Source organism: Brevundimonas sp. Leaf280 (assembly GCF_001422455.1).
Taxonomy (GTDB): Bacteria; Pseudomonadota; Alphaproteobacteria; order Caulobacterales; family Caulobacteraceae; genus Brevundimonas.
The window spans coordinates 20,495-45,091 of record NZ_LMNC01000009.1 but is presented as its reverse complement, the minus strand read 5'-3'; the positions used below and the strand labels follow the sequence as shown (position 1 = coordinate 45,091).

Genomic DNA, 24,597 nt, shown 5'->3' with positions numbered 1-24,597 from the left:
TTCTCAGACTACGGATGGCCTATGCAGGGTGATCGGCGCTTCGACGCTTTCAAAGCAAGGCTTCTCGCCGGTGCGGCTCTGGTCGCCTGCGCACCCTTGGCGACGCCTGCATGGGCGCAATCCACCCCGGCGGCCGCAGCCGCGCCTTCCGACGGCCTGCCGCCCGAAGCGGTCTATGTCGACGCAGACAATGCGCGTCGCGAAGGCGACAACATCATCGTCAGCGGCACGCCCGAGAACCGCGCCTATGTCCGGACGCGCGGCCATGTGCTGCGCGGCGAGAACCTGTCCTATGATCTGAACGCCGGTTCAGCGACGGCCGAAGGCCGCGTCGAGGCCATCGCGCCCGATGGCACCGTGGTCTACGCCAGCCGTCTCGAGCTGGATGAAAATCTGGAGACCGGCGTCGCCGTGGATTTCGCCACGCGTTTGGCTAACGGCGCCAGTCTGATGGCTGCAACGGCTGTGCGCCGCAGCGAGAATGTCAGCGAACTGAACTACGCTCGCTTCACACCCTGCCCGATCTGCGACGATGGCGGTCCCAAGACGCCGACAATCTCGATCCAGGCGGAAAAGGTGACGCAGGACGAGCAGTTGCGCGCGATCCTGTATCGCAACGCCGTCTTTTATATCGGGCCGGTGCCCGTCTTCTACACGCCCTTTTTCGCCCACCCCGATCCCTCGGTGGAGCGGGCCTCGGGCTTCCTGGTGCCTATCGTCAACTATGACGAGGGTCGCGGCGTTTCCGTCGAGGTTCCCTATCTGCGTGTCGTGTCGCCGTCCGAGGACTGGCTGATCAGCCCGCAGATCAACACGAAGGTCGCGCCGCTGCTGAACCTGCAATGGCGGCGACGGTTCGCCAACGGCATGATCGTGGCGCGCGGCGGCTATACCTACGAGCGCGAGTTCGGCGACTTCGATCGGGACGGCGACGGCGACTTCGAAAGCAACGTCAAGTTCGGCGATCGCGAACATCGCAGCTATTTGTTGTCGCACGGCGAGTTCGATCCGGATGGCCCATGGCGGTTCGGCTTCACGGCCGAGCGCACCTCGGACAAGACGCTGTTCGATCGCTACGACGTGCGCTCTCCCTATCAGGACAACGGCCTCTACTACGGCGACCGCCGTCGTCTGATCAGCCAGATCTACGCGGAACATCAGACCGATCGGTCTTACGTTTCGGTCGCGGCCTTCTCGATCCAGAGCCTGCGCCTCGATCCGGCCTTCGCCGCGACGGACTTCCGCGACGCAAACGGCTTCAAGGTATTCGAGGACGACGACACCCTGCCCTTCGTCGCTCCGCTGATCGATGCCCGCTGGGAGCCGCGCGAACTGGTCTTCGGCGGCCGGCTGCGCTTGAAGGGTTCGGCCGTCTCCCTTTATCGCGACGCCTTTGTTGGCGCGCCGATCCTGAATCCGGAGATCGTCCCGCCCGTCACGACAGGTCTGGCTGGCGTGGACAGCCGCCGCATCACGGGCCAAGTCGAATGGCGACGGGCGATCATCCTTCCTGTCGGCATGCGCGTGGAGCCGTTCGTCGATACGCGCGTCGATCTCTATTCCATGTCTGACCTGCCGCCGATGATGGGCGTCGACAGCGACGAGACGGTGAGCCGGTCCAGGTTCAGCGCGGGCGTGGACGTCACCTATCCCCTGATCAAACGCATCGCCGACGCCGACATCATCCTGGAACCGGTGGGCCAGTTCTCGGTCTCCAACAAGGTCAGCCTGGACCGCCGCATTCCCATCGAGGACTCGCAGGTTCTGGAGCTGGACGAGTCGTCGCTGTTCCGCATGGATCGCTTCTCCGGCTATGATCTGCTGGAAGGCGGCGCGCGCGTGACGGCGGGCGGTCGCGCCACCATCCGCTGGGCTGAAGGTCGCAAGGCCAGCCTGTTCGTGGGACGCAGCTATCGCTTCGACCAGCAGGACGACTTCCGAACGTCGATTCCCGACGATCCCGCGCGTCTCTATGACCCGACGGGTCTGGCCTCACAAACCTCCGACTGGGTGGTCCAGGGCGACTTCTCGCCGTCGGATCGCATCCGTAGCTGGTTCCACGCCACGGTGGACGGTTCGGGCGAGGTGCGCCGCGCCGAGGCGGCGCTGGACGGCCGCTGGGGTCGCCGCAACCTGGCGACCGTCAGCTACATTCTGGATCAGTCCAACCCCGTCGACGGGCCGCTGAACCGCAACTACGAATTCGTCCAGCTGGCGGGCCAGCAGTTCGTCTTCCAGAACTGGGGCTTTACCGTCGCCGGCATCGCCGATCTGGACCAGAACGAGATCACGCGATCCGAAGTCGGGGTGCTGTTCGACGACGACTGCCTGCGGTTCGAACTGGGTTATCGGCGCGACAACACCCGCGCCCGGCCCGGCGGACCGTCGGAAGGCATCTATGTGCGCCTAAACCTCGCCACTTTCGGAGGTTCAGGTTATGGACAGGGCGATATGCGTTGAGCATGACGCTTTACGGGGCGCGACCGCCTGCCGGCCTGGCTGGCGGACCGCTGTGAGGAATCAGGACGACCAATGGGTTTGATGCGTTATTCGACGGGGGCTGCGCTCGCGGCAGTCCTCCTCGCCGGTTCGGCCTATGCCCAGACGGCGCCCGCTCCGGCACAGACCCTCACGCCCGCGCAGGGCCCTGCGGCCGGCGCGCCGAATCCTGCGGCTGAAGAGGCGCCGACGACGGCGCGCGCCGAGCCTCAGTTCGAAATGGCCGACGGCATCGTCGCCACGGTCAACGACAAGATCATCACCGGCTACGACCTGCGCCAGCGTATGCTGATGCTGATCGCCTCGTCCCAGGTCCAGCCGACCGAGCAGAACCTGCCCTCCATTCAGCAGGCCGCCCTGAACGCCCTGATCGAGGATCGCCTCAAAGATCAGGAGATGGCCAAGTTCGAGAGCCTGAAGGTCACGGACGAGGAAATCGACGGCGAGATCGCCGAAATGGCCCGCGCCGCAGGCACGACGCCGCAGGCCTACATGCAGTTCCTGCAACAGGGCGGCATCCAGCCCGCCGCCTTCCGCGACAATCTGCGCACCCAGATCGGCTGGAGCCAGCTGATCCCGGGCCGCTTCAACAGCCGCGCCCGCGCCAGCACCCTTCAGGTCGATCAGGAAGTCCGTCGGCTGAACGAGGCGGCCTCCAAGCCCCAGTTCCTGCTCGGGGAAATCTACATCGACGCCGCCCGCGTCGGCGGCGCGCAGGCAGCCTTGAACGGCGCCCGCCAGCTGGTGCAGCAGATCATCCAGGGCGCGCCGTTCCAGGCCGTCGCTCAGCAATTCTCCGCCGCCCCCTCGGCCAGCGCCCGCGTCCCAGGCGATGCGGGCTGGGTCGTAAAGGACTCGCTCCAGCCGGCTGTGCAGTCAGTGCTGGAACAGCTCCAGCCGGGCCAGCTGTCCAACCCCATCGTCGTCGATGGCGGCGTCTACATCCTCTACCTCCGCGACAAGCGTGACGGCGCCTCGACCAGCCTGGTTTCGCTGAAACAGGTCATGGTCGAACTGCCTGAAACCGCATCGGAGGCCGATGTCGCGGCCGCGACCGCCAAGCTGGAAGGTCTGCGCAACGGCCTGACGTGCGACAACATCATCTCCCAGGCCCGCGCGACCCAGGGCGTCCTTGGCGCTGACCTCGGCGAATCCGATGTCGCCAACCTGGCGCCCCAGTTCCAGCAGTTCGCGCGCACCGGCGAAATCGGCTCGGTCTCGACGCCGATCCGCACCCCGCTGGGCCTGCACCTGGTCGCCGTCTGCGGTCGTCGCGTCGGCGGGCCGGAAGCGCCGAACCGTCAGCAGGTCGAAAACCGTCTGCGCGCCCAGAACCTGGCCGTGCTGGAGCGCCGCTATCTGCGCGACCTGCGCAGCGACGCCCTGATCGAGTTCAAATGAGCCCAGCGGTCGCGCCTCTGGTTCTGACGCTGGGCGAACCCGCCGGCGTCGGGCCGGAGATCGTGGCCGCCGCCTGGAAAGCGTTGCGCGCCGACCAGACGGCCTTCGCCGTCATCGGCGACGCGGCGCTGATGCGGACGCAGGGTGTTCCCGTGGCCGAGATCGGGGTTCCCGGTGACGTCGGCGGCCTATTCGGCTCCGCCCTTCCTGTCATCCATCGCCCCCTCCCCGCGCCGGTCTTGGTCGGATCGCCCGATCCGGCCAATGCCTCGGCCGTGGCGGACGGCATCGAGGAGGCGGTCAACTTCGCCCTGTCCGGCGAGGCGTCCGGCGTCGTCACCGCCCCGATCGCCAAGGCGCCGATGTACGCCTCGGGCTTTCGCTTTCCCGGCCATACCGAGTTCATCGCAGAACTGACGGCCGATGCGCCATACTCCGGTACGCGCGGCCCGGTGATGATGCTGACGGCCCAAAATCTGCGCGCCTGTCTCGTCACCATTCACGTCGCCCTGGATCAGGTGCCGGAACTGGTCACGGCCGAGCGTGTCGCCCGCACCGCCCGCGTGGTCTATGAAAGCCTGAAACGCGACTTCGCCATCGCCCGCCCGCGCCTGGCCATGGCGGCGCTGAATCCCCACGCGGGCGAAGGCGGCGCCTTGGGCCTGCATGAACTCGACATCCTGATCCCTGTCGCCGAACAGCTTCGCGCCGAGGGCATCGACATCACCGACCCCAGACCCGCCGACACGATGTTCCACGACGAGGCGCGCGCGACCTATGACGCCGCCATCTGCATGTATCACGACCAGGCCCTGATCCCGGTCAAGACGCTGGACTTCTGGGGCGGGGTCAACGTCTCCCTCGGCCTGCCGATCATCCGCACCTCGCCCGATCACGGCACCGGCTTCGACATCGCCGGCAAGGGCGTCGCACGTCCGGACAGCCTGATCGCCGCCATTCGCCTGGCATCGGAGATGGCGGCGGCCCGCGCCGCGCGCTAACAGGGCGTGTGACCGACCTTCCCTCCCTCCGCGAAACCCTCGACGCCCACGGCCTTTCGGCCAAGAAAAGCTTCGGACAGCATTTCCTGCTGGACCTGAACGTCACTCGCAAGATCGTGCGTCTGGCCGGTCCGTTTGAGGGCCGCGCTGTGATCGAGGTCGGCCCCGGTCCCGGCGGCCTGACCCGCGCCCTGCTGGAATCCGACGCCGGCCCCGTGGTCCTGGTGGAAAAGGATCCGCGCTTCATTCCCTTGCTCACCGAACTGGACGACGGCTCCGGCCGCCTGACCATCGTCGAAGCCGATGCGCTGAAGGTGAAGGAGGCGGATTTGGTCTCCGGCCCGACCCATCTGGTGTCCAACCTACCCTACAATGTCGGGACGCCCCTGCTGATCAAATGGCTGACCGGCCCGTGGCTGCCGCACAGCCTGACCCTTATGTTTCAGAAGGAAGTGGCCGAGCGCGTCGCCGCGGGGCCAGGCGAGGACGCCTACGGCCGTCTGGCGGTTATCGCCCAGGCCGTCTGCACCGCCCGCATCGTCATGCATCTGCCCGCCGCCGCCTTCACGCCACCGCCCAAGGTGGCCTCGGCCGTGGTCCACCTGGTTCCGCTGGATGAGCGCCCGTCGCCGGAACGTCTGAAGAAGTTGGAACGCGTCACCGCCGCCGCCTTCGGCCAGCGCCGCAAGATGCTGCGCTCCAGCCTGAAACAACTGGGCGGCGCCGCCCTGTGCGAGGCATCTGGCATTGAGCCCGACGCCCGCGCCGAAACCATCGACGTCGCGGGCTTCCTGCGCCTGGCGGACGCCCTTCAATGACCGTCGAACCGTTCCGCGCCATCTCCGTCAGCCGCCTGGCGCATCAGTTGAAGGCCGAAGGCCGTTTGATCATCCATATGGAGTTTGGCCAGCCCTCCACGGGCGCGCCCGCCGCTGCCATCGCGCGAGCGCATCAGGTGCTGGACGCCGATGCGATGGGCTATTGGGAAAGTCCCGATCTGCGCACGCGCATCGCGCGCCTGTACGACGAGCGTTACGGTGTCGCCGTCGATCCCAACCGCATTCTGCTGACCAGCGGCGCCTCTCCTGCGCTGGTGCTGGCGCTCAGCACCCTGTTCAAACCCGGCGACCGGATCGCCCTGGCCCGGCCCGGTTACGTCGCCTATCGCAACACGCTGCGCGCCCTTCATCTTGAGCCCGTGGAGATCGCCTGCGGTCCCGACACCCGCTTCCAGCTGACCGCCGCCCAACTCCAGGCGCTGGATCCAGCCCCTGCCGGCGTCATCATCGCCAGCCCCGCCAATCCGACCGGCACCATCATCCCGGACGCCGAGCTGGCCGCCATCGCCGAGGTCTGCCGCGCGCGAAACATCGCCATCGTCTCGGACGAGATCTATCACGGTCTCAGCTACGTCGGCCCGACGCCTTCAATGCTGCAGTTCGCGCCGGACGCCGTGGTCATCAACAGCTTTTCCAAATACTGGAGCATGGCGGGCTGGCGCCTGGGTTGGCTGCTGGTCCCAGAGGACCGGATCGACGCCACCCGCGCCTATATCGGCAACATGTTCCTGACGCCCCCCAGCCTCAGCCAGCACGCCGGTCTTGTCGCCATGGACGCGATCAATGAGCTGGAAGCCCATATCCAGACCTACGCCCGCAACCGCCAGCTCATGCTGGAGGCCTTGCCAGCGCTCGGTCTGCGCAAGATCGCGCCGCCGGACGGCGCCTTCTATATCTGGGCCGACATCGGCCATCTCACAAACGACAGCGTGGCGTTCTGCGAGCAGTTGCTGCGCGACACCGGCGTCGCCACCGCGCCCGGCGTCGACTTCGACCCTGTCGAAGGCCACCATTTCATCCGTTTCAGCTTCGCCGTCTCGACGCCGGAAATCGAGGACGCCTTGACCCGCCTGCGTCCCTGGTTTGCAACCTTGGGTTAGGCCGCCTTCGGCTGAACTGCAGCCGATGTCGCCCGGTGCAAGGCGTCGTAGAGCTTCTTCGGCTCCAGCGGCTTGGCCAGCCAGTCCGTCATGCCGGCAGCGTAGCAGGCCTGCACCTGTTCGGCCTCCGTGCCCGCGCTGAACCCGATCACAGGGGCGTCCGCATTGGGCCCGTCCGATGCGCGCAAGCGCCGTGTCGTCTCATTGCCGTCGATGCCGGGCATGTTCACATCCATCAGCACCACGTCGAACGCCTTCTCCGACAACAGCGCCAGCGCCAGATGCCCGTCCGAGGCCGTGGTCAGATCGACATCCAGCGGCTGAAGCACGAGCGAGATCGTGCGGCGATTGATCTCGTGATCGTCGACGGCCAGGACGCGAAGCCGCCGGGCCAGAACGGGCGCCGCCGTCTCCTGCCCGTCCAAAGCCTGCGTCGGCTGCCCCGCTGGCAGATCGACACATAGGGTGAAGGCCGCGCCCTGCCCCGGCGTGCTCTCGACCGTCAGGTCGCCGCCCATCAACCGCGCCAGCTCCCGACTGACGGTCAGGCCCAAGCCCGTCCCGCCATAGGTGCGCGCCACCTCGGCCGACCCCTGTGCGAAGGGGGTGAACAGCCGGTTCATCGCCTCTGGCGCAATGCCGGCGCCCTGGTCGATGACGGTCAGGGTCAGACAGTGCTTCCCGTCGCCACGCGGCGCCGACGCTTCAAGACGGATCGCGCCCGACGGGGTGAACTTGATCGCATTGGACACCAGGTTGTTGATGATCTGGCGAAGACGATAGGGATCCCCGCGCAGCCACACCGCCTCGCCATCCACGCCCGATATGTCCAGCGTCAGTCCCTTGTCCGCCGCCGGCGCCGCCCAGAACCGCACCGTATCGCGCATCAAATCGCCCAGCTCGAAGTCGCGGCTTTCCATCGCCATCGCCCCGGCCTCCATCTTGGAGTGGTCCAGCAGATCGTTCAGCATGCCGGTCATCAATCGTCCCGCGTCGATGATCAGGTCGGCCGTCTCCTGGCGGTGTTTCGACGACTTGCCGTCGCGAATGACATGGGCGCCGGCCAGGATGGCGCTGACGGGCGTACGCAGTTCGTGGCTGACGATCGCCGCCATCGCCGCACGATCGGCCATGGCCGCCTGCGCCTGCTCCAGCCGCGTTTCCGCTTCCGCCCGTGATGTCACCTCGGCTTCGCGTGATCCGTGCACGCGCCAATAGATGTTCAGCACCATGCCGACGAACAGGATGGCGGACAGGGTCATGACCACGACCCCGCGGGTATCGCCCTGGATCACCTTGATCGCCGGCATCAAGGCCAGCGCCGCCAGATAAGGGCTGCCGCCGATGAAGAAGATCCGACGCGAGGCGATGCCGGACGCGACATTGGTCAATAGCCCGCCCGCCATTGTCAGGGCGGCGAGCGTCACAAGCGCTGGGTGATTGGTGGACCAGACCATCAGGGCCATCGCGGCATAGGTCGTCGCCATCACGGTGGTGGACGCCAGAGCGACGAACACGGACAGCGGGCTCTGCGACGCTTCGGCGCGTCTGAACGGCGCCATAGCCCACAGTTCGAACGCCTGAACCAGAACCGCGACCGCCAGCCACAGCGGGACCCACCGCAGCATTCCAGCTTCGTTCATGGCCCAACCGACCAAGGCGGCCAGCAAAAGCCTGACCGGGACCTGCTTGACCCTCTCCTTGGCGCTGCTGGCCAGTAGAGGCGCGATCGAATGAAGAAAGCCCATGATACCCCCGTTCACCGCCTGACGTTAGGTCAAGAGGGCGAACAGGACGTAAACCTGAGCCATTGGGCGGCTACGGGACATTCCCTATGGCCGCGTTTACCGTCCGAAATCTTCTGGGCGGCAAAACAGCGTCAGTAGCGTAGCGTTGAGTAACCCATAGCGCCGCAGGTCCCCACGGCCTGTGGCGCTGCTTTTTAGACGGCTTCGTTCAGCAGGGCGGCCTTGTAGTCGCCAACCCACAGGTTCCTGAACCGGCGTGAACGCTCGGCGTGATAGATGTGAGCCAGTTCAGCGTAGGACCGGTCGAAGTCCTCGTTCACCAGCACATAGTCGAAGGCGTCACAGTGTTCGATCTCGCCCTTGGCGTTGGCCACACGACGCTCGATCACGTCGTCTGCATCTTGTGAGCGGGTGACGAGACGACGACGCAGCTCTTCCAGGCTGGGCGGCAGGATGAAGACGCGGACGGCGTCCTCAGGGCATTTCTCGGCCACGTCACGTGCGCCCTGCCAGTCGATGTCGAACAACACGTCGCGCCCTTCGGCCAGCGCCTTGTCCACCGGCGCGCGCGGGCTGCCGTAGCGATTGCCGTGGACGTCCGCCCATTCCAAAAAGGCGTCCTCGTCGATCAGGCGCTGAAACTCGTCATGGCCGACGAAGTTGTAGTCGCGCCCATGCACCTCGCCCGGCCGAATGCCGCGCGTGGTCATGGACACGGACAGCTCCAGACCGCCGTGATCGGCCATCAACCGCCGGCACAGCGAGGTCTTGCCGGCGCCCGAAGGACTGGCGACGATCAGGAGGACGCCCCGACGGGGGCTGCGTTCATTCGACATTCTGGACCTGCTCACGCAACTGTTCGATGACGGCCTTGAGCTCCAGGCCGATTCCGGTGAGCGCGGTCGTAGCGGATTTCGAGCAGAGCGTGTTGGCCTCACGCATGAATTCTTGCATGAGGAAGTCGAGTTTCCGCCCGGCGGGCGCCGAGGCCACAAGCTGGCGGGCCGAGGCGACGTGGGCAGTCAGTCGATCCAGCTCCTCGCGCACGTCCGCCTTGGTCGCCAGAGCGGCCGCTTCCAAGAAGATTCGGTCGTCAAGCCCCGGCGCATCGGGCGCCAGTTCGGAGATTCGGCGCGTGAAGCGATCACGAATAGCCTCGACCTGCGCGGCCGCCTCGCCTTCCGCCTGGGCGACCAGCGCCTCAATCCGAGCGATGAATTCGTCCAGCACCGGTGTCAGTTGCGCGCCCTCGTTCTGGCGTGACGCCTTCAGCGCATCCAGCGCCTCTTCGACCGTGCGGGTCATGGCCGCCTCGACCGCCGCCCGCGCCTCGGGATCATCCACCTCTTCGGGCGCCTCGATCACACCGCGCAGGGCTAGCAGGCCGTCGGCGGACGGCGGCGTTGCGCCGTCCTCGGCCAGTTCGTTCGCCAGCGTCAGATAGCGCGCCAGCACAGCGGCGTTGATCGTGACCGCCGCCTCACCAGCTTCGGTCCGCTTGGCCTGAACGCCGATGGTCACCTGGCCCCGCGCGAACCGCGCCTGGCAGGCCGCCTTGGCCGCACGCTCCAGCCCGTCGAAACCGTTTGGTCCACGGAACCGGACCTCCAGATTGCGCCCATTGACCGAACGCGCCTCGACCGACCAGGTCCAGCCTTCGCCGGCCCCGTCGGCCCGGCCGAAGCCGGTCATGCCAGAAAGCGTGCTCATCGGGGCCCTTGCGTTGCGCCGGCCGGAAGGGTGATTGTCGCCTGACCGTTCCCGACAGGCGCGGCGGCGGGTTCGGTCGTCATCGGCGCCGCACTGGTTCCCGGCGTTGCGGGTGGCGTAGCCTCCGGCGGCAAGCCCGCCTTCTGGCGCTCGATCTGACGCCACCGCGTGACGTTTTGCAGATGCTCTTCATAGGTCAGAGCGAAGGCGTGTCCGCCGGAGCCATCTGCCACGAAGAACAGGGCCGGATCGGCCGGCGGGTTCAACACGGCCTTGACGGCTTCCTTGCCCGGATTGGCGATCGGCGTCGGCGGCAGCCCGTTGATCTGGTAAGTGTTCCACGGCGTCGGCGCCAGCAGCTCCGAACGCCGGATGCCGCGTCCCAAAGGCCTTCCCTTGGTCAAGCCATAGACGATGGTCGGATCGCTCTCCAACCGCATCCCCGCCCGCAACCGGTTCGAGAACACCGCCGCTACGCGGGGTCGCTCCGCCGCCAGCGCGGTCTCTTTCTCCACGATGGAGGCCAGAATCACAGCCTCCTCCGGCGTGCGCGCCACGGTCGCGGGCGACCTCTGGCTCCACAGCAGACGCAGGTTCTCGGTCGCCGCGCGCTGCATCCGGTCGATCACCGACTGACGCGTGTCGCCGCGCGAAACCTCGTAGGTGTCGGGCCATAGGCTACCCTCCTCGGGCGTTTCGGCGACCGTCCCGGTCAGCACGGCCTCCTTGTTCAGGATGTCCACCGCCTGCAACGACGACCAACCCTCCGGCAGGGTCACGAAATGGCGCACCACCCGCCCCTCGACCAGCAGGTTCAGCACCCCGGCCAAGGACGTGCCGGACGGCACCTCGTATTCGCCGGCCCTCAACCGACGATCCGCGCCCGTCAGGGTCGCCGCCGCACGGAACAGGTCCGTCGAACGGATTACACCCGCCGCCTTCATCCGCGCGGCGATGGCGGAGACGCCGGACCCGCTGGGCAGGGTGACCACCGTCGTCTGCCCCTGCCGCGCGGACGGTCCCGGCGCATAATAGACCGCCCAGACGGCGATCAGCGCCACCAGCAAGAACAGGCCGAAGGTCGCGGACGCGGTCAGCAGCGAGACCGTAAAACCCGACCGCCCGCTGGATTTCTCGACCCGCCCGCGCCCGAACATCTCAGTCGACCTTCTTGAAGATCACCGAGGCGTTGGTGCCTCCGAAGCCGAAGCTGTTGGACATGGCCACATCGATCTTCATCGGCTTGGCGGTGTTGGGGACCAGGTCGATGGGCGTCTCCATCTCGGGATCGTCCAGATTGATCGTCGGCGGCGCGATCTGATCGCGGATCGCCAGCACGCAGAAGGCCGCCTCGATGGCGCCCGCCGCGCCCAGCAGGTGTCCGGTCATCGACTTGGTCGAAGAGACGGTCAGGTTCTGTGCATGATCCCCGACCAGCCCCTCGATCCCCTTCAGCTCGATCCAGTCGGCCATGGTCGAGGTGCCGTGGGCGTTGACATAGTCCAGGTCCGACGGCTGCAGACCGGCCCGTTTCAGCGCCGCCTTCATGGCCCGCACGCCGCCTTCGCCGTCCTCGGACGGGGCGGTGATGTGATAGGCGTCGCCGCTCATGCCATAGCCCACCACCTCGGCATAGATTTTGGCCCCGCGCGCCTTGGCGTGTTCGTATTCTTCCAGCACCAGGATGCCGGCGCCTTCGCCCATGACGAAGCCCGCATGGCCCCGATCATAGGGACGCGATGCCTTCTCAGGCGTGTCGTTATAGGCGGTGCAAAGCGCCTTGCAGGCCAGAAAGCCCGCGATGCCGATCGGCACGACCGAGCTTTCGGCCCCGCCCGCCACCATCACGTCCGCGTCGTCAAGCGCGATCATCCGGGCCGCATCGCCGATGGCGTGGGCGCCGGTGGCGCAGGCGGTCACCGCCGCATGGTTCGGCCCCTTTAGGCCGTGACGGATAGAGATTTGGCCGCCGGCGAGGTTGATCAGGGCGCTGGGGATGAAGAAAGGGCTGACGCGACGCACGCCCTGTTCCTTCAGCACGATAGCCGTGTCGGCGATGGGGCCCAGGCCGCCGATACCGGAGCCGACCATCACGCCGGTGCGCTCCTTGTCCTCGTCCGTCTCGGGCTTCCAGTTCGCATCGGCCAAAGCTTCGTCCGCCGCCGCGATGGCGTACAGGATGAAGTCGTCCACGCGCTTCCTGTCCTTGGCGGACATGATCTTCTCGGGATCGAAGTCGCCCTCGCCGCCGCCGCCGCGTCCATCCACGCTCGGCACTTCGCCGGCGATGGTGCAGCCATAGCCCGTAGTGTCGAACGACGTGATCGGGCCGATGCCCGACCGTCCCTCGACGATGCCCTTCCAGCTCTTCTCGACGCCCCAACCCAGGGGGGTCAGCAGACCGATGCCCGTAACGACGACGCGGCGCATGGTGCGTGCTCCCTTATCTCCAGCCCGACCCTTCGGAATCATTGCGGATTCGCGCGGGTCAGAAACAGTAAAGGCCGCCGGGCGTCTCCGCTAGGAGCGCCGGGCGGCCCTGTGAACCGTCAGCCTGTTCGGCCGAGATCGGCGACTGAGATCAGCCGGCCGACTTTTCGTCGATGAACTTGACCGCATCGCCGACCGTCTGGATGTGCTCGGCGGCGTCATCCGGGATCTCGATGTCGAATTCTTCTTCGAAGGCCATCACCAGCTCGACGTTGTCGAGCGAGTCGGCGCCCAGGTCGTCGATGAAGCTGGCCTTTTCGGTGACCTTGTCCGGATCGGCGTCCAGATGGTCGATGACGATCTTGCGAACGCGCTCGAGGGTGTCGGACATGAGTGTCTCTCTGCCTGTTTGAAATCGCCGTAGAGGCGGGGGTAGCTCAGAAATCGCCGTCTCACGGCAGCGATGGCGACGCAAGCCCGAAAGCCCGAACCGCCGACGCATTCAACCCTTTAGCACAGGCTTTCGGGCTGGAAATAGTCTGTTGCGCGACGTGATAAGGGCCGCGGTCCTTAAATCATCGCCATGCCGCCGTTCACATGCAGGGTCTGGCCCGTCACATAGGCGGCTTCGTCGGACGACAGATAGACGGCGGCGGCGGCGATCTCGTCGCCCGAACCCAGCCGGCCTGCCGGAATCCGGCCCAGAATGGTCTCGCGCTGCTGATCGTTCAGCACGTCGGTCATCGGCGAGGCGATGAAGCCCGGCGCGATGCAGTTGACGGTGATGCCGCGCGAGCCGACCTCCTGCGCCAGCGACTTGGAAAAGCCGATCATCCCGGCCTTGGACGCCGAATAGTTGGTTTGGCCCGGATTGCCGGTCACGCCGACGACCGAGGTGACGCCGATGATTCGGCCCGAACGGCGCTTCATCATCCCCTTCACCGCGGCGCGGGTCAGGCGGAAATAGCTTTCCAGATTGATCTGGATGACGGACTGAAAATCCTCGTCCTTCATCCGCATCAGCAGGCCGTCCTTGGTGATGCCGGCGTTGGCGACCAGGATGTCCAGCGGCGCGCCCGCCGCCGTTTCGGCTGCGTTGACCAGATTGTCGACCGATTCCGGGTCCGACAGGTTCGCCGCGGCGAAATGCGCCCGCTCGCCCAACTCCTTGGCCAGATCGGCCAGCACGGCCTCGCGCGTGCCCGACAGCACCACGGTCGCGCCCTGCGCATGCAGGGCCCGCGCCACAGCCCCGCCGATTCCGCCCGTCGCGCCGGTCACCAGCGCGGTCTTGCCTGCAAGATTGAACATCTGTTCCCTCTATTCCTTCCGTCATCCTCGGGCTTGACCCAAGAATCAGGCACCGTGCGGCGCCAATGTCGATAATGGCGCTCAGACGCCGAAGTGCGGACGGTCCGATCCTCGGGTCAAGTCCGAGGATGGCGACCTGCGTGGCTCACAACGCCTTGGCGAAGGCTTCCAGCTCTTCCGGCGTGTTCAGCGGCAAGGCCTCGGCGTCCGGCGCGATCCGCTTGGCCATGCCGGTCAGCACCTTGCCCGAGCCGATCTCGACGAAGCGCGTGACGCCGCCTTCGGTCGCCATCCACTCCATACTCTCGCGCCAACGCACACGGCCCGTGACCTGTTCGACCAGCAGGCGGCGGATGACTTCCGGATCGCTCTCGGGCCGCGCCAGGACGTTGGCGACGACGGGCACGACCGGCGCCAGGATGGTCGCCGACGCCAGGGCCGCAGCCATTTCGTCCGCCGCCGGCTGCATCAGCGGGCAGTGGAACGGCGCCGAAACGTTCAGCGGGATCGCGCGCGCTCCCAGTTCCTTGGCTTTCTCGATGGCCCGATCCACTGCGGCCTTCTCGCCTGAGATGACGATATTGCCGTTATTGTTGTCATTGGCGACGACGCAGACGCCGATTTCCGAACCGGCCGCCGCCGCTGCTTCCGCCAGCGCTAGATCCGTCTTGGGGCCGATCAGCGAGGCCATCGCCCCCTGCCCCACCGGCACGGCGCGCTGCATCGCCTGGCCGCGCAGTTTCAGCAGCCGCGCTGTATCCGACAGCGAGATCGCGCCCGCCGCCGCCAGGGCCGAATATTCTCCAAGCGAGTGACCGGCGACATAGGCCGCGCTCGCCGCGTCAAAGCCGAACTCGGTCTTCAACGCCCGGATCGCCGCCACGGACACCGCCATGAGCGCGGGCTGGGCGTTCTCGGTCAGGGTCAGTTGATCCTCGGGCCCTTCGCGCATCAGCACCGACAGCTTCTGGCCCAAGGCCTCATCCACCTCGGCGAAGACGTCGCGGGCGGATTGGAAAGCGTCGGCCAGTTGTGCGCCCATGCCGACGGCCTGGCTGCCCTGTCCCGGAAACAGAAGTGCGAGGGTCATCGACCGCTCCCTGAATCATTGATCAAGGCGCGGACCCGTAAGCCCAGACTTACCCGAGGGCAAGCCGAGGGCTCCAGGGCCTACTGCATAAGGACGCCGGCTCCGCCCGACCCTCGCCTCATTTGCCCTTCGCGCGCAGGATCGCTACATCCGGCGCAACTCCCCATTCAGACGAACCCGAAGGGCGCACCGCACCTCATGGCGCAGCAATATATTTTCCAGATGCAGGGTCTGACCAAGACCTTCCCCGGCGGCCGCAAGATCTTCGAGAACATCTGGCTCAGCTTCTACAACGACGCCAAGATCGGCGTCGTCGGCGTCAACGGCTCGGGTAAGTCCACCCTGCTGAAGATCATGGCCGGCCTGGACAACGAGTTCAACGGCGAGGCCCGCGCCGCCGACGGCATCAAGCGTGGCTATCTGGAACAGGAGCCCCAGCTCGATCCGGCCCTGAACGTGCGCCAGAACGTCGAGGCCTGGTGCGAAGAGAAGCAGTGGGTCAACCGCTTCAACGAAGTCGCCGCTGAACTGGGTGAAAACTACACCGACGAACTGATGGAGGAGATGACCTCCCTTCAGGAGAAGATCGACGCCGGCGACGTCTGGGACATCGACAGCCGCATCGACCAGGCCATGGGCGCCCTGCGCTGCCCGCCCGACGACTGGGAAGTCACCAACCTGTCCGGCGGTGAAAAGCGCCGCGTGGCCCTGGCCCGCCTGTTGCTGTCCAAGCCCGACATGCTGCTGCTTGACGAACCGACCAACCACCTGGACGCCGAATCCGTCGCCTGGCTGCAGCACCACCTGGAAAACTTCCCCGGTTGCGTCATCCTGGTGACCCACGACCGCTACTTCCTGGACCTCGTCACCAAATGGACGCTGGAGCTGGATCGCGGCAAGGGCCACCCGCACGAGGGCAACTATTCCTCGTGGCTGGAAGCCAAGACCAAGCGCGTCGTGCAGGAGCAGTCGGAATCCGAAGCCCGCCAGCGCGCCCTCACTCGCGAACTGGAATGGGTCCGTTCGGGCGCTAAGGCCCGTCAGGCCAAGTCTAAGGCCCGTCTGGCCGCCTATGAGCGGATGGTCGAGGAACAGGAATCGATGCGCGGCGCCCAAACGCACGCCCACATCCAAATCCCGCCTGGCCCGCGCCTCGGCAACGTCGTTCTGGAAGTCGAGGGTCTGCAAAAGACCTATGGCGACAAGACGCTGTTCGACAATCTGACCTTCAAACTGCCGCCCAACGGCATCGTCGGCGTCATCGGCCCGAACGGCGCCGGCAAGTCGACCATGTTCAAGCTGATCACAGGCCAGGAACAGCCTGACGGCGGCACGATCAAGGTCGGTGAAACCGTCAAACTGGCCTATGTCGACCAGTCGCGTGACGACCTGAAGCCGGACGAAACCATCTGGCAGGCCATCTCGGGCGGCACCGACGTGATGATGGTCGGCAAGCGCGAGATCAACACCCGCGCCTATGTCGGCAGCTTCAACTTCAAGGGCGGCGACCAGCAGAAGAAGGTCGGCCAGCTGTCCGGCGGTGAGCGCAACCGCGTCCACCTGGCCAAGACCCTGGCCTCGGGCGGCAATCTGATCCTGCTCGACGAACCGACCAACGACCTGGACATCGAGACCCTTCAGAACCTCGAAGAGGCTCTGGAAGAGTTCGCCGGCTGCGCCGTGGTCATCTCTCACGACCGCTGGTTCCTTGACCGTCTGGCCACCCACATCCTCGCCTTCGAAGGCGACGGCCATGTGGAATGGTTCGAAGGAAACTTCGAAGCCTACGAACAGGACAAGATGCGTCGCCTGGGCGCCGACAGCATCATTCCAAAGCGCATCCAGCACCAGAAGTTCGGGCGCTGATCGCCTGATCTGACAAGAGGAGCCGCTGCATGACCCCACGCCCCGCCGTTCTCATCATGCAGCGGCATCTCGCGCCGCTCTCGGGATTTCTGGAGAGCGCCTATGACGTCTATCGCTTCTGGGAAGGTCCGCCGATCGAGGCCGCCCACGACATCCGCGTCATGGTCGTCGCCGGCGAGGCGCCGCTGGACAAGGCGCTAATCGAACGCCTGCCGAACCTCGACCTCGTGGCCTGTTTCACCTCCGGCTATGACGGGATCGACATCGACTGGTGCCGCCAGCGCGGTCTGCCCGTCACCCACGCCCCTGGCGTCAATCACGAGGATGTCGCCGATCACGCCTTGGGCTTGATCCTGGCAGCACGCCGCCAGATCGCCTCGGGCGACCGTCAGGTCCGCGCCGGCGGCTGGACCTTCGAGACGCGCACCATCACGACGTCGCTCGCGGGCCAGAAGCTGGGCATCGTCGGCTCGGGCCACATCGGCAAGGCCGTCGCCGACCGCGCCGAGGCCTTCCGAATGGCGGTCAGTTGGTGGGGGCCGCGGCCGCACGACGCCGAATGGCCACGCGCCGACAGCCTGCTGGCGCTCGCCAAGGCCAGCGACATCCTCGTCGTCGCCTGCAAGGCGGACGAGACCAATCGCGGCCTGATCTCGCAGGACATCATCGAGGCGCTTGGCCCCGACGGCCTGCTGGTCAACGTCTCGCGCGGTCAGGTCGTGGACGAGGACGCCCTGATCGCCGCCTTGAAGTCAGGGACATTGGGTCAGGCGGCCCTGGATGTCTTCATCGAAGAGCCGACAGACCCAGCGCGCTGGGCCGACGTGCCCAATGTCATTCTGACGCCCCACACCGCAGGGGCCACGACCGCCGGGGTGCAGGGCATGCTGATGCTGCTGATCGAAAATCTGCAGTCGCATTTCGCGGGCGAGCCGCTGAAGACGCCCGTCGTCTGACTTCAGCGGGGACGCTGCGGCCGCTCGTCCGCCGTCACCACGCCGTCGCCGTTCTTGTCCATGGCCTTGAAGGCGGCGGCGAGGCCCACGTCAAACTCTTCGCGAGTAATGCGCCCGTCCGCATCGGCGTCGAAGCGCGCCAGCATACGACCGCCGCGTGCATTGGCCAGTTCGCTGGCGTCGACCACGCCGTCTTCATTGGCGTCTAGGCGGTTGAACATCTGGGTCATGCGCGCCTGCATCTGGGCCAGGTTTTCGCGCTCCGGCGGCCGCATCTGTCCGCCCATAGGCCGCCCTGACATTTCAGGCCCAGACATTTGAGGCATGGGCGTCTCGGGAAAGTCGCTCTGGGCCAACGCCGGACCGGCGGCGGCGAGAGCAAGGGCGGCGATGAACAGGCTACGCATGAGATCACTCCAAGACGGGTCTGTGGGCTTTAACGCGCGCACAAACCATTCCCGTCGACGCGTTTCCAAGAAACCGATTTCACTTGCCAAATCATATAAGGATATCTTTATATGAGCATATGAGCTTGTCCGCAGATCAGACTGTCGAAGCCCTCCGCGCCGCCGGCGAACCCACCCGTTTGCGTGTTCTGTCGCTGCTGGCGGGCGAAGAGCTGTCGGTCATGGAAATGTCCCGCATTCTGGACCAGAGCCAACCCCGGGTGTCGCGCCATCTAAAGCTGATGACCGACGCCGGTCTGATCGAACGCTTTCCCGACGGCGCGCGCGTCTATTACCGCCTGTCGCACGACGCCCAGGCGCGCCGGCTGATCGACACCGTGCTGGACATCTTGGCCGAGGACGCCGGCGAGGCCGACCATCGCCGTCTGGACGAGGTCCGCAAGGACCGCGAGGAAGCCGCCGCCAGCTATTTCGAACAGGTCGCGCCCCAGTGGGACCGTTTGCGTTCGCTCTATGTCAGCGAAAGTGCTGTCGAGGCGGCGCTGGAAAAGGCTGTGGGGCCCGGCCCCTTCGAACGCGTCGTCGATCTGGGCACGGGTTCTGGCCGGATGCTGACCCTTTTCGGCAAGAAGGCGAAGATGTCGGTCGGGCTGGACCTCAGCCAGAACATGCTCAACATCGCGCGCACCAACGTCACTAAGGCGGGCGTGGAGCAGGTCGAACTGCGCCACGGCGATATCTTCGCCACCCGCCTGCCCGCCGCCAGCGCCGATCTGGTGATCGTGCATCAGGTGCTGCACTATCTGTCCGATCCGTCCGCCGCCGTCGCCGAGGCCGCCCGCCTGGTCAGTCCGGGCGGCCGCCTGGTCATCATCGACTTCGCTCCGCACGACTTCGAACATATGCGCGAGGCGCATCAGCATCGTCGCCTGGGCTTCGCCGACAGCGAGATCAACGGCTGGCTGGTTGACGGCGGCCTAACGCCATCGGCCCCCATCGCCCTGCCCCACGACGCCGAGGGCCTGACCGTGACCATCTGGACGGCGGAACGCCGCGTCCAGGACAGAAAGACCGCCTGATGGCCTCCTCCGCCTCCCTCAATTTGGCCGACGCTCGCGCCCTGCTGCTGTCGCCGCTTGGCCCGGTGGCCCGCGCCGGATCGAACCGCGACGCCGTGCGCGTCTCGTTCGAATTCTTTCCGCCCAAGACCGATGAGGCCGAGGCCAATCTGTGGAAGGCGATCCGCCGTCTGGAGCCGCTGAACCCCGCCTTCGTCTCCGTCACCTACGGCGCCGGCGGTTCGACCCGCGAGCGGACTCACCGCACGGTCCAGCGCATCATCACCGAGACGTCGCTGCGCCCTGCCGCCCACCTGACCTGCGTGGAGGCCAGTCGGGAAGAAGTCGATGAGGTCATCGAAGGGTACAAGGCGATCGGCGTCGATCACATCGTGGCCCTGCGCGGCGATCCACCGGGTGGCGCTGGCATCGGCGGCGTCTATCAGCCGCGCGCCGACGGCTATGCCAACGCCACCGAACTGACCGCCGCCATCAACCGCATCGGCGGTTTCGACGTCACGGTCGGCGCCTATCCCGAGCGCCATCCCGAAAGCCCGTCCATCGATCACGACATCGAGGTGCTGAAGGCCAAGGTCGACGCCGGTGCGACCCGCGCCGTCAGCCAGTTCTTCTTCGACATCGACGCCTTCCTGCGGTTCCGGGACCGGGTGCGGGCGGCGGGTGTCACCATCCCCCTGATCCCCGGCGTCATGCCGGTGTCCAACTTCGTCGGTCTTCAGCGGATGTGCGACGCGTGCGGCGCCAGCATTCCTGACTGGCTGAAGGCGCATTTCGAAGGCCTGGACGACGATCCCGAAACCCGCAAACTGCTGGCCGCCTCGGTCGCCGCCGAGACGTGCGCACGTCTGCAGGAAGAGGGCTTCTCGGACTTCCACTTCTACACCCTCAACCGCGCCGACCTCGTCTATGCGATCTGTCGCGTTCTGGGCGTGCGCGAGACGGCGGCAGCCCAATGACCCGCGCAGAACGCATCGCCGCCCTGCATCAGGCGGCCAAGCAACGCATCCTGGTCCTCGACGGCAGCTGGGGCGTGATGATCCAGCGTCGCGACCTGGACGAGGCCGACTTCCGCGCTGACCGCTTCGTCGCCGCCAACGGATATGACGAGAAGGATCAGATGAAGGGGAACAACGACATCCTCTGCATCACCCGCCCCGACGTCATCGCCGACCTGCACGACCAGTATTTCGCCGCCGGCGCCGACATCAGCGAGACCAACACCTTCTCCGGCACCACGATCGCCCAGGAAGACTACGCCCTGGACGCCCAGGCGGTGTGGGATATCAATCTGGAAGGCGCCAAACTGGCCCGCGCCTCGGCCGATCGCTGGACCGAGAAGGAGCCGCACAAGCCGCGCTTCGCCGCCGGCTCGATCGGTCCGCTGAACAAGATGCTGTCGATGTCGTCCGACGTGAACGACCCCGGCGCCCGCAGCGTGACCTTCGACCATGTCTATGAGGCCTATCGCCATCAGGTGAAGGCGCTGAACGAGGGCGGGGTCGATCTCTATCTGATCGAGACCATCACCGACACGCTGAACTGCAAGGCCGCGATCAAGGCGATCAAGGACCTGGAGGACGAGGGCATGGACGCCCTGCCCATCTGGATTTCGGGCACCATCACCGACCGCTCGGGCCGCACCCTGTCGGGCCAGACGGCGGAAGCCTTCTGGAACAGCGTGCGCCACGCCAAACCCTTCGCCGTCGGCTTCAACTGCGCCCTGGGCGCCGACCTGATGCGCCCCTTCATCGCCGAGCTAAGCCGCGTCGCCGACACCCTGGTCGCCGCCTACCCCAACGCTGGCCTGCCCAACGCCATGGGGCAGTACGACGAAGAACCGCACGAGACCGCCCACTTCATCGAGGAATGGGCCGCGTCGGGCCTGGTCAACATCGTCGGCGGCTGCTGCGGCACCACGCCGGATCACATTCGCCACGTCGCCGAAGAGGTCGCGCCGCTGAAGCCGCGCGCGATCCCGGATCGACCGGTGGCCTTGCGGCTATCCGGCCTCGAACCGTTCGAGATGGTGGCGTGAGCAAGACCGCAGAGGTCGAGGCGTTCGAGCGGTTGCGTATCGAACTCCGAAAACTAGCAGCAAGCAGCCCCGCCTGCGTGATCGATCACGACTCTGAGAAATATATTCTTCTCCGAATGGGGGACGGCGGCGACATGTCTCTTCTGGAGGCGCGTCTGGGTAGCTACGAGCTAGGCCTGAGTTGTGGCCAAGGCCTAGACTTCAAACTTCTCCGAAATGATCACGACGTCGAAGAGGCACTCGCTCTTTGCGACGCGGTCATTGCAGGCCGAGGCGTCTCTGTCAGCGGTCCCAAAGGCTATCCGACACGCTCCTGGGTATTCCTGGATAGTCGGGGCTTCAAAAAAGCCGTCACGACCGGTTCTGTATCCATCATGTCATGGCGCCGCGCCCGGTCGATCAAGAAAAGCCTCTGGCAGCGAAACAGGTTGCCTATTCTCGTAGTTGAGTCCGCCTGATGCGCCCCACCTTCATCAACGTCGGCGAACGGACCAACGTCACCGGCTCGGCCAAATTTCGCAAGCTGGTGGTCGAGGGCGACTATTCGGCGGCGCTGGACGTCGCCCGCCAGCAGGTCGAAGCCGGCGCCCAGATCATCGACGTCAACATGGACGAAGGGCTGCTGGACGGCGTCGTCGCCATGCGGACCTTCCTGAATCTGATCGCGGCCGAGCCCGACATCGCCCGCGTGCCGGTGATGATCGACAGCTCCAAATGGGAAGTGATCGAGGCGGGCCTGAAGTGCGTTCAGGGCAAGCCCATCGTCAACTCGATCAGCATGAAGGAGGGCGAGCAGGCCTTCCGTGACCATGCGATCAAATGCCTGCGCTACGGCGCCGCCGTCGTGGTCATGGCCTTCGACGAGGTCGGCCAGGCCGACACCGCCGCCCGCAAGATTGAGATCTGCACCCGCGCCTATGACATCCTGGTCAACGAGGTCGGCTTCCCGCCTGAAGACATCATCTTCGACCCCAACATCTTCGCCGTAGCGACAGGGATCGAGGAGCACGACAACTACGCCGTCGATTTCATCGAGGCGACGCGAGAGATCAAACGCACCCTGCCCTACGCCCGCATCTCGGGCGGGGTGTCGAACGTCTCGTTCAGCTTTCGCGGCAACGAGCCGGTGCGCCGGGCGATCCATAGCGTCTTCCTTTACCACGCCATCAACGCGGGCATGGACATGGGCATCGTCAACGCCGGCGACCTGCCGGTCTACGACGACATCGACGCCGAACTGCGCGAGGCGGTCGAGGATGTGATCCTGAATCGACCGCAGCGAACGAATGTCTCCAATACCGAGCGCTTGGTCGACATGGCGCCCCGCTACAAGGGCGAAAAGGGCCAGGCCCGCGTCGTCGATCTGAAATGGCGCGACCAACCGGTCGGCAAGCGGATCGAACACGCCTTGGTCAACGGCATCACGGAGTTCATCGAGGCCGACACCGAAGAGGCGCGCCTGGGCGTCGAACGTCCGCTGCACGTCATCGAAGGTCCGCTGATGGACGGGATGAACGTGGTCGGCGACCTGTTCGGTTCGGGCAAGATGTTCCTGCCGCAGGTGGTGAAGTCCGCCCGCGTGATGAAACAGGCGGTCGCCTGGCTGGAGCCCTTTATGGAGGCCGAAAAGGCCGGCAAGCCGCGCGAACAGGCCGGCCGCATCCTGATGGCCACGGTCAAGGGCGACGTCCACGACATCGGCAAGAACATCGTCGGCGTCGTGCTGCAATGTAACAACTACGAGGTCATCGACCTCGGGGTCATGGTTCCGGCCGACCGCATCCTGGACGCCGCTGTCGAGCACAAGGTGGACATCATCGGCCTGTCGGGCCTGATCACGCCGTCCCTGGACGAAATGGTCTTCGTCGGAGCCGAGATGGAGCGGCGTGGCTTCGACATCCCCCTGCTGATCGGGGGCGCCACCACCAGCCGCACCCATACGGCGGTCAAGATCGAGCCGGCCTATCGCCGGGGCTCGACCACCTATGTCGTCGACGCATCGCGCGCCGTCAGCGTCGTTTCGGGCCTGTTGTCCAAGACAGACCGCGCGAAGAACGAGGCCGCCACCCGCGACGAATACATCCGCATCCGCGAGCAATACGCCCGCGGCCAGGAGGTGAAAGCCCGCGCCACCCTGGCCCAAGCGCGCGAAAACCGCTTCCGCATCGACCCCGCCCAGCCCATGCCCGGCAAGCCGTCCTTCCTCGGCGTGAAGGCGTTCGACGCCTGGGATCTGCAGGATCTGGCCGACCACATCGACTGGACGCCATTCTTCGCCAGCTGGGAGCTGATCGGCCGCTATCCGCTGATCCTGGACGACGAGATCGTCGGGGAGGCGGCGCGCGACCTGTTCGCCGACGCCAAGGTCATGCTGAAGCGTATCATCGACGAGAAATGGTTCACGGCGAAAGGCGTGGTCGGCTTCTGGCCCGCCCGCGCTGACGGCGACGATGTCGTGGTCTATGCCGACGAGAATCGGGATGCGGAAATCGCCCGTTTCCACACGCTGCGCCAACAGATCAAGAAGTCGAACGGCAAGCCGAACCTGGCGCTATCGGACTTCATCGCCGAGGATGGCGACGACTATATCGGCGCCTTCGCCGTCACCGCTGGTCACGGCGAACTAGAAATCGCCAAACGGTTCAAGGACGCCGGCGACGACTATTCCGCCATCCTCGCCACGGCCCTGGCCGACCGCCTGGCCGAGGCCTTCGCCGAACGGCTGCACAGGGAAGTTCGCACCACACTGTGGGGCTATGCCGCCGACGAGACGACCGACATCGACGCGCTGATCGCCGAACAATACCAGGGCATCCGCCCTGCCCCCGGCTATCCCGCCCAGCCCGATCACACGGAAAAGGCCACCCTGTTCCGCCTGCTACAGGCCGAAGACAATGCCGGCATGGCCCTGACCGAAAGCTACGCCATGACGCCGCCGGCCTCGGTGTCGGGCCTCTACTTCGGCCATCCGGGCAGCCATTATTTCGGCGTCGGCAAGATCGATCTGGACCAGGTCGAGGATTACGCCCGTCGCAAGGGCTGGGACGTCGCAACGGCTGAGCGCTGGCTGGCCCCCATCCTCAACTACGACCCCTACGCCGCCAAACGCGAAACGGCGGCCTGAG

At 65.9% G+C, this 24,597-nt stretch carries 21 protein-coding genes; 12 read left to right on the top strand and 9 right to left on the bottom strand.

Annotated elements, in window-relative coordinates; all coding sequences use genetic code 11:
- The first annotated feature begins 96 nt into the window (after positions 1 to 96).
- From ASF31_RS13850 to ASF31_RS13830, 5 genes are all read left to right on the top strand, one after another.
- On the top strand, positions 97 to 2,460 hold the full coding sequence (locus tag ASF31_RS13850) for an LPS-assembly protein LptD (protein ID WP_235551345.1): 2,364 nt from the start codon (positions 97 to 99) through the stop codon (positions 2,458 to 2,460).
- A 72-nt stretch (positions 2,461 to 2,532) separates the two neighbouring features.
- On the top strand, positions 2,533 to 3,900 hold the full coding sequence (locus ASF31_RS13845) for a peptidylprolyl isomerase (RefSeq protein ID WP_235551344.1): 1,368 nt from the start codon (positions 2,533 to 2,535) through the stop codon (positions 3,898 to 3,900).
- Positions 3,897 to 4,901, top strand: a complete 1,005-nt coding sequence (gene pdxA, locus ASF31_RS13840; protein WP_055755187.1) for a 4-hydroxythreonine-4-phosphate dehydrogenase PdxA — start codon at positions 3,897 to 3,899, stop codon at positions 4,899 to 4,901. Before ASF31_RS13845 ends, pdxA begins: the two co-directional genes overlap by 4 nt.
- 8 nt (positions 4,902 to 4,909) lie before the next feature.
- Positions 4,910 to 5,719 carry a 16S rRNA (adenine(1518)-N(6)/adenine(1519)-N(6))-dimethyltransferase RsmA gene (gene rsmA / locus ASF31_RS13835; RefSeq protein WP_055755186.1) on the top strand — a complete coding sequence of 270 codons (810 nt, stop codon included), beginning with the start codon at positions 4,910 to 4,912 and terminating at the stop codon, positions 5,717 to 5,719.
- On the top strand, positions 5,716 to 6,840 hold the full coding sequence (locus ASF31_RS13830) for a pyridoxal phosphate-dependent aminotransferase (protein WP_055755185.1): 1,125 nt from the start codon (positions 5,716 to 5,718) through the stop codon (positions 6,838 to 6,840). Before rsmA ends, ASF31_RS13830 begins: the two co-directional genes overlap by 4 nt.
- On the opposite strand, the gene ASF31_RS13825 is transcribed toward ASF31_RS13830, so the two are convergent.
- From ASF31_RS13825 to fabD, 8 genes are all read right to left on the bottom strand, one after another.
- Positions 6,837 to 8,588, bottom strand: a complete 1,752-nt coding sequence (locus ASF31_RS13825) for an ATP-binding protein (protein WP_055755184.1) — start codon at positions 8,586 to 8,588, stop codon at positions 6,837 to 6,839. The genes ASF31_RS13830 and ASF31_RS13825 overlap by 4 nt on opposite strands.
- A 194-nt stretch (positions 8,589 to 8,782) precedes the next feature.
- On the bottom strand, positions 8,783 to 9,424 hold the full coding sequence (gene gmk / locus ASF31_RS13820) for a guanylate kinase (protein ID WP_055755183.1): 642 nt from the start codon (positions 9,422 to 9,424) through the stop codon (positions 8,783 to 8,785).
- Positions 9,414 to 10,298 (bottom strand): YicC/YloC family endoribonuclease, encoded by an 885-nt coding sequence (locus tag ASF31_RS13815; protein WP_055755182.1) that lies wholly within the window; start codon positions 10,296 to 10,298, stop codon positions 9,414 to 9,416. The genes gmk and ASF31_RS13815 overlap by 11 nt, the downstream gene beginning before the upstream one ends.
- On the bottom strand, positions 10,295 to 11,455 hold the full coding sequence (gene mltG, locus ASF31_RS13810) for an endolytic transglycosylase MltG (protein WP_055755181.1): 1,161 nt from the start codon (positions 11,453 to 11,455) through the stop codon (positions 10,295 to 10,297). The genes ASF31_RS13815 and mltG overlap by 4 nt, the downstream gene beginning before the upstream one ends.
- Position 11,456: 1 nt before the next feature.
- A complete protein-coding gene (gene fabF / locus ASF31_RS13805; protein WP_055755180.1) occupies positions 11,457 to 12,728 on the bottom strand; it encodes a beta-ketoacyl-ACP synthase II in 1,272 nt (423 codons plus the stop codon).
- A gap of 151 nt (positions 12,729 to 12,879) precedes the next feature.
- Positions 12,880 to 13,119 (bottom strand): acyl carrier protein, encoded by a 240-nt coding sequence (locus ASF31_RS13800; protein WP_008264317.1) that lies wholly within the window; start codon positions 13,117 to 13,119, stop codon positions 12,880 to 12,882.
- A 179-nt stretch (positions 13,120 to 13,298) separates the two neighbouring features.
- Positions 13,299 to 14,039: a 3-oxoacyl-[acyl-carrier-protein] reductase gene (fabG, locus tag ASF31_RS13795; protein ID WP_055755179.1), complete on the bottom strand. Its 741-nt coding sequence runs from the start codon at positions 14,037 to 14,039 to the stop codon at positions 13,299 to 13,301.
- A gap of 145 nt (positions 14,040 to 14,184) precedes the next feature.
- Positions 14,185 to 15,129 (bottom strand): ACP S-malonyltransferase, encoded by a 945-nt coding sequence (fabD, locus tag ASF31_RS13790; RefSeq protein ID WP_055755178.1) that lies wholly within the window; start codon positions 15,127 to 15,129, stop codon positions 14,185 to 14,187.
- 198 nt (positions 15,130 to 15,327) lie between these two features.
- On the opposite strand from fabD, the gene ettA reads away from it, so the two are divergent.
- Both ettA and ASF31_RS13780 read left to right on the top strand, forming a co-directional pair.
- The gene (ettA, locus tag ASF31_RS13785) at positions 15,328 to 16,995 is read left to right on the top strand and encodes an energy-dependent translational throttle protein EttA (protein ID WP_055755177.1); all 1,668 of its coding nucleotides are present in this window, start codon (positions 15,328 to 15,330) and stop codon (positions 16,993 to 16,995) included.
- 29 nt (positions 16,996 to 17,024) lie between these two features.
- A complete protein-coding gene (locus ASF31_RS13780) occupies positions 17,025 to 17,951 on the top strand; it encodes a 2-hydroxyacid dehydrogenase (protein WP_055755176.1) in 927 nt (308 codons plus the stop codon).
- A gap of 2 nt (positions 17,952 to 17,953) precedes the next feature.
- On the opposite strand, the gene ASF31_RS13775 is transcribed toward ASF31_RS13780, so the two are convergent.
- The gene (locus ASF31_RS13775; protein WP_082465151.1) at positions 17,954 to 18,358 is read right to left on the bottom strand and encodes an EF-hand domain-containing protein; all 405 of its coding nucleotides are present in this window, start codon (positions 18,356 to 18,358) and stop codon (positions 17,954 to 17,956) included.
- Between the two features lie 119 nt (positions 18,359 to 18,477).
- Between ASF31_RS13775 and ASF31_RS13770 the strand changes: the two genes are divergently transcribed.
- From ASF31_RS13770 to metH, 5 genes are read left to right on the top strand one after another with little or no spacing between them, the layout of a single operon-like run.
- Complete coding sequence (locus tag ASF31_RS13770; protein ID WP_055755174.1) at positions 18,478 to 19,437, top strand: metalloregulator ArsR/SmtB family transcription factor; 960 nt, start codon at positions 18,478 to 18,480, stop codon at positions 19,435 to 19,437.
- Complete coding sequence (gene metF, locus ASF31_RS13765; RefSeq protein ID WP_055755173.1) at positions 19,437 to 20,393, top strand: methylenetetrahydrofolate reductase [NAD(P)H]; 957 nt, start codon at positions 19,437 to 19,439, stop codon at positions 20,391 to 20,393. The genes ASF31_RS13770 and metF overlap by 1 nt, the downstream gene beginning before the upstream one ends.
- The gene (locus ASF31_RS13760) at positions 20,390 to 21,472 is read left to right on the top strand and encodes a homocysteine S-methyltransferase family protein (RefSeq protein ID WP_055755172.1); all 1,083 of its coding nucleotides are present in this window, start codon (positions 20,390 to 20,392) and stop codon (positions 21,470 to 21,472) included. The genes metF and ASF31_RS13760 overlap by 4 nt, the downstream gene beginning before the upstream one ends.
- Positions 21,469 to 21,930, top strand: a complete 462-nt coding sequence (locus tag ASF31_RS13755) for a hypothetical protein (RefSeq protein WP_055755171.1) — start codon at positions 21,469 to 21,471, stop codon at positions 21,928 to 21,930. Before ASF31_RS13760 ends, ASF31_RS13755 begins: the two co-directional genes overlap by 4 nt.
- Positions 21,930 to 24,596: a methionine synthase gene (metH, locus tag ASF31_RS13750; RefSeq protein ID WP_082465150.1), complete on the top strand. Its 2,667-nt coding sequence runs from the start codon at positions 21,930 to 21,932 to the stop codon at positions 24,594 to 24,596. Before ASF31_RS13755 ends, metH begins: the two co-directional genes overlap by 1 nt.
- The last annotated feature ends 1 nt before the right edge of the window (position 24,597 follow it).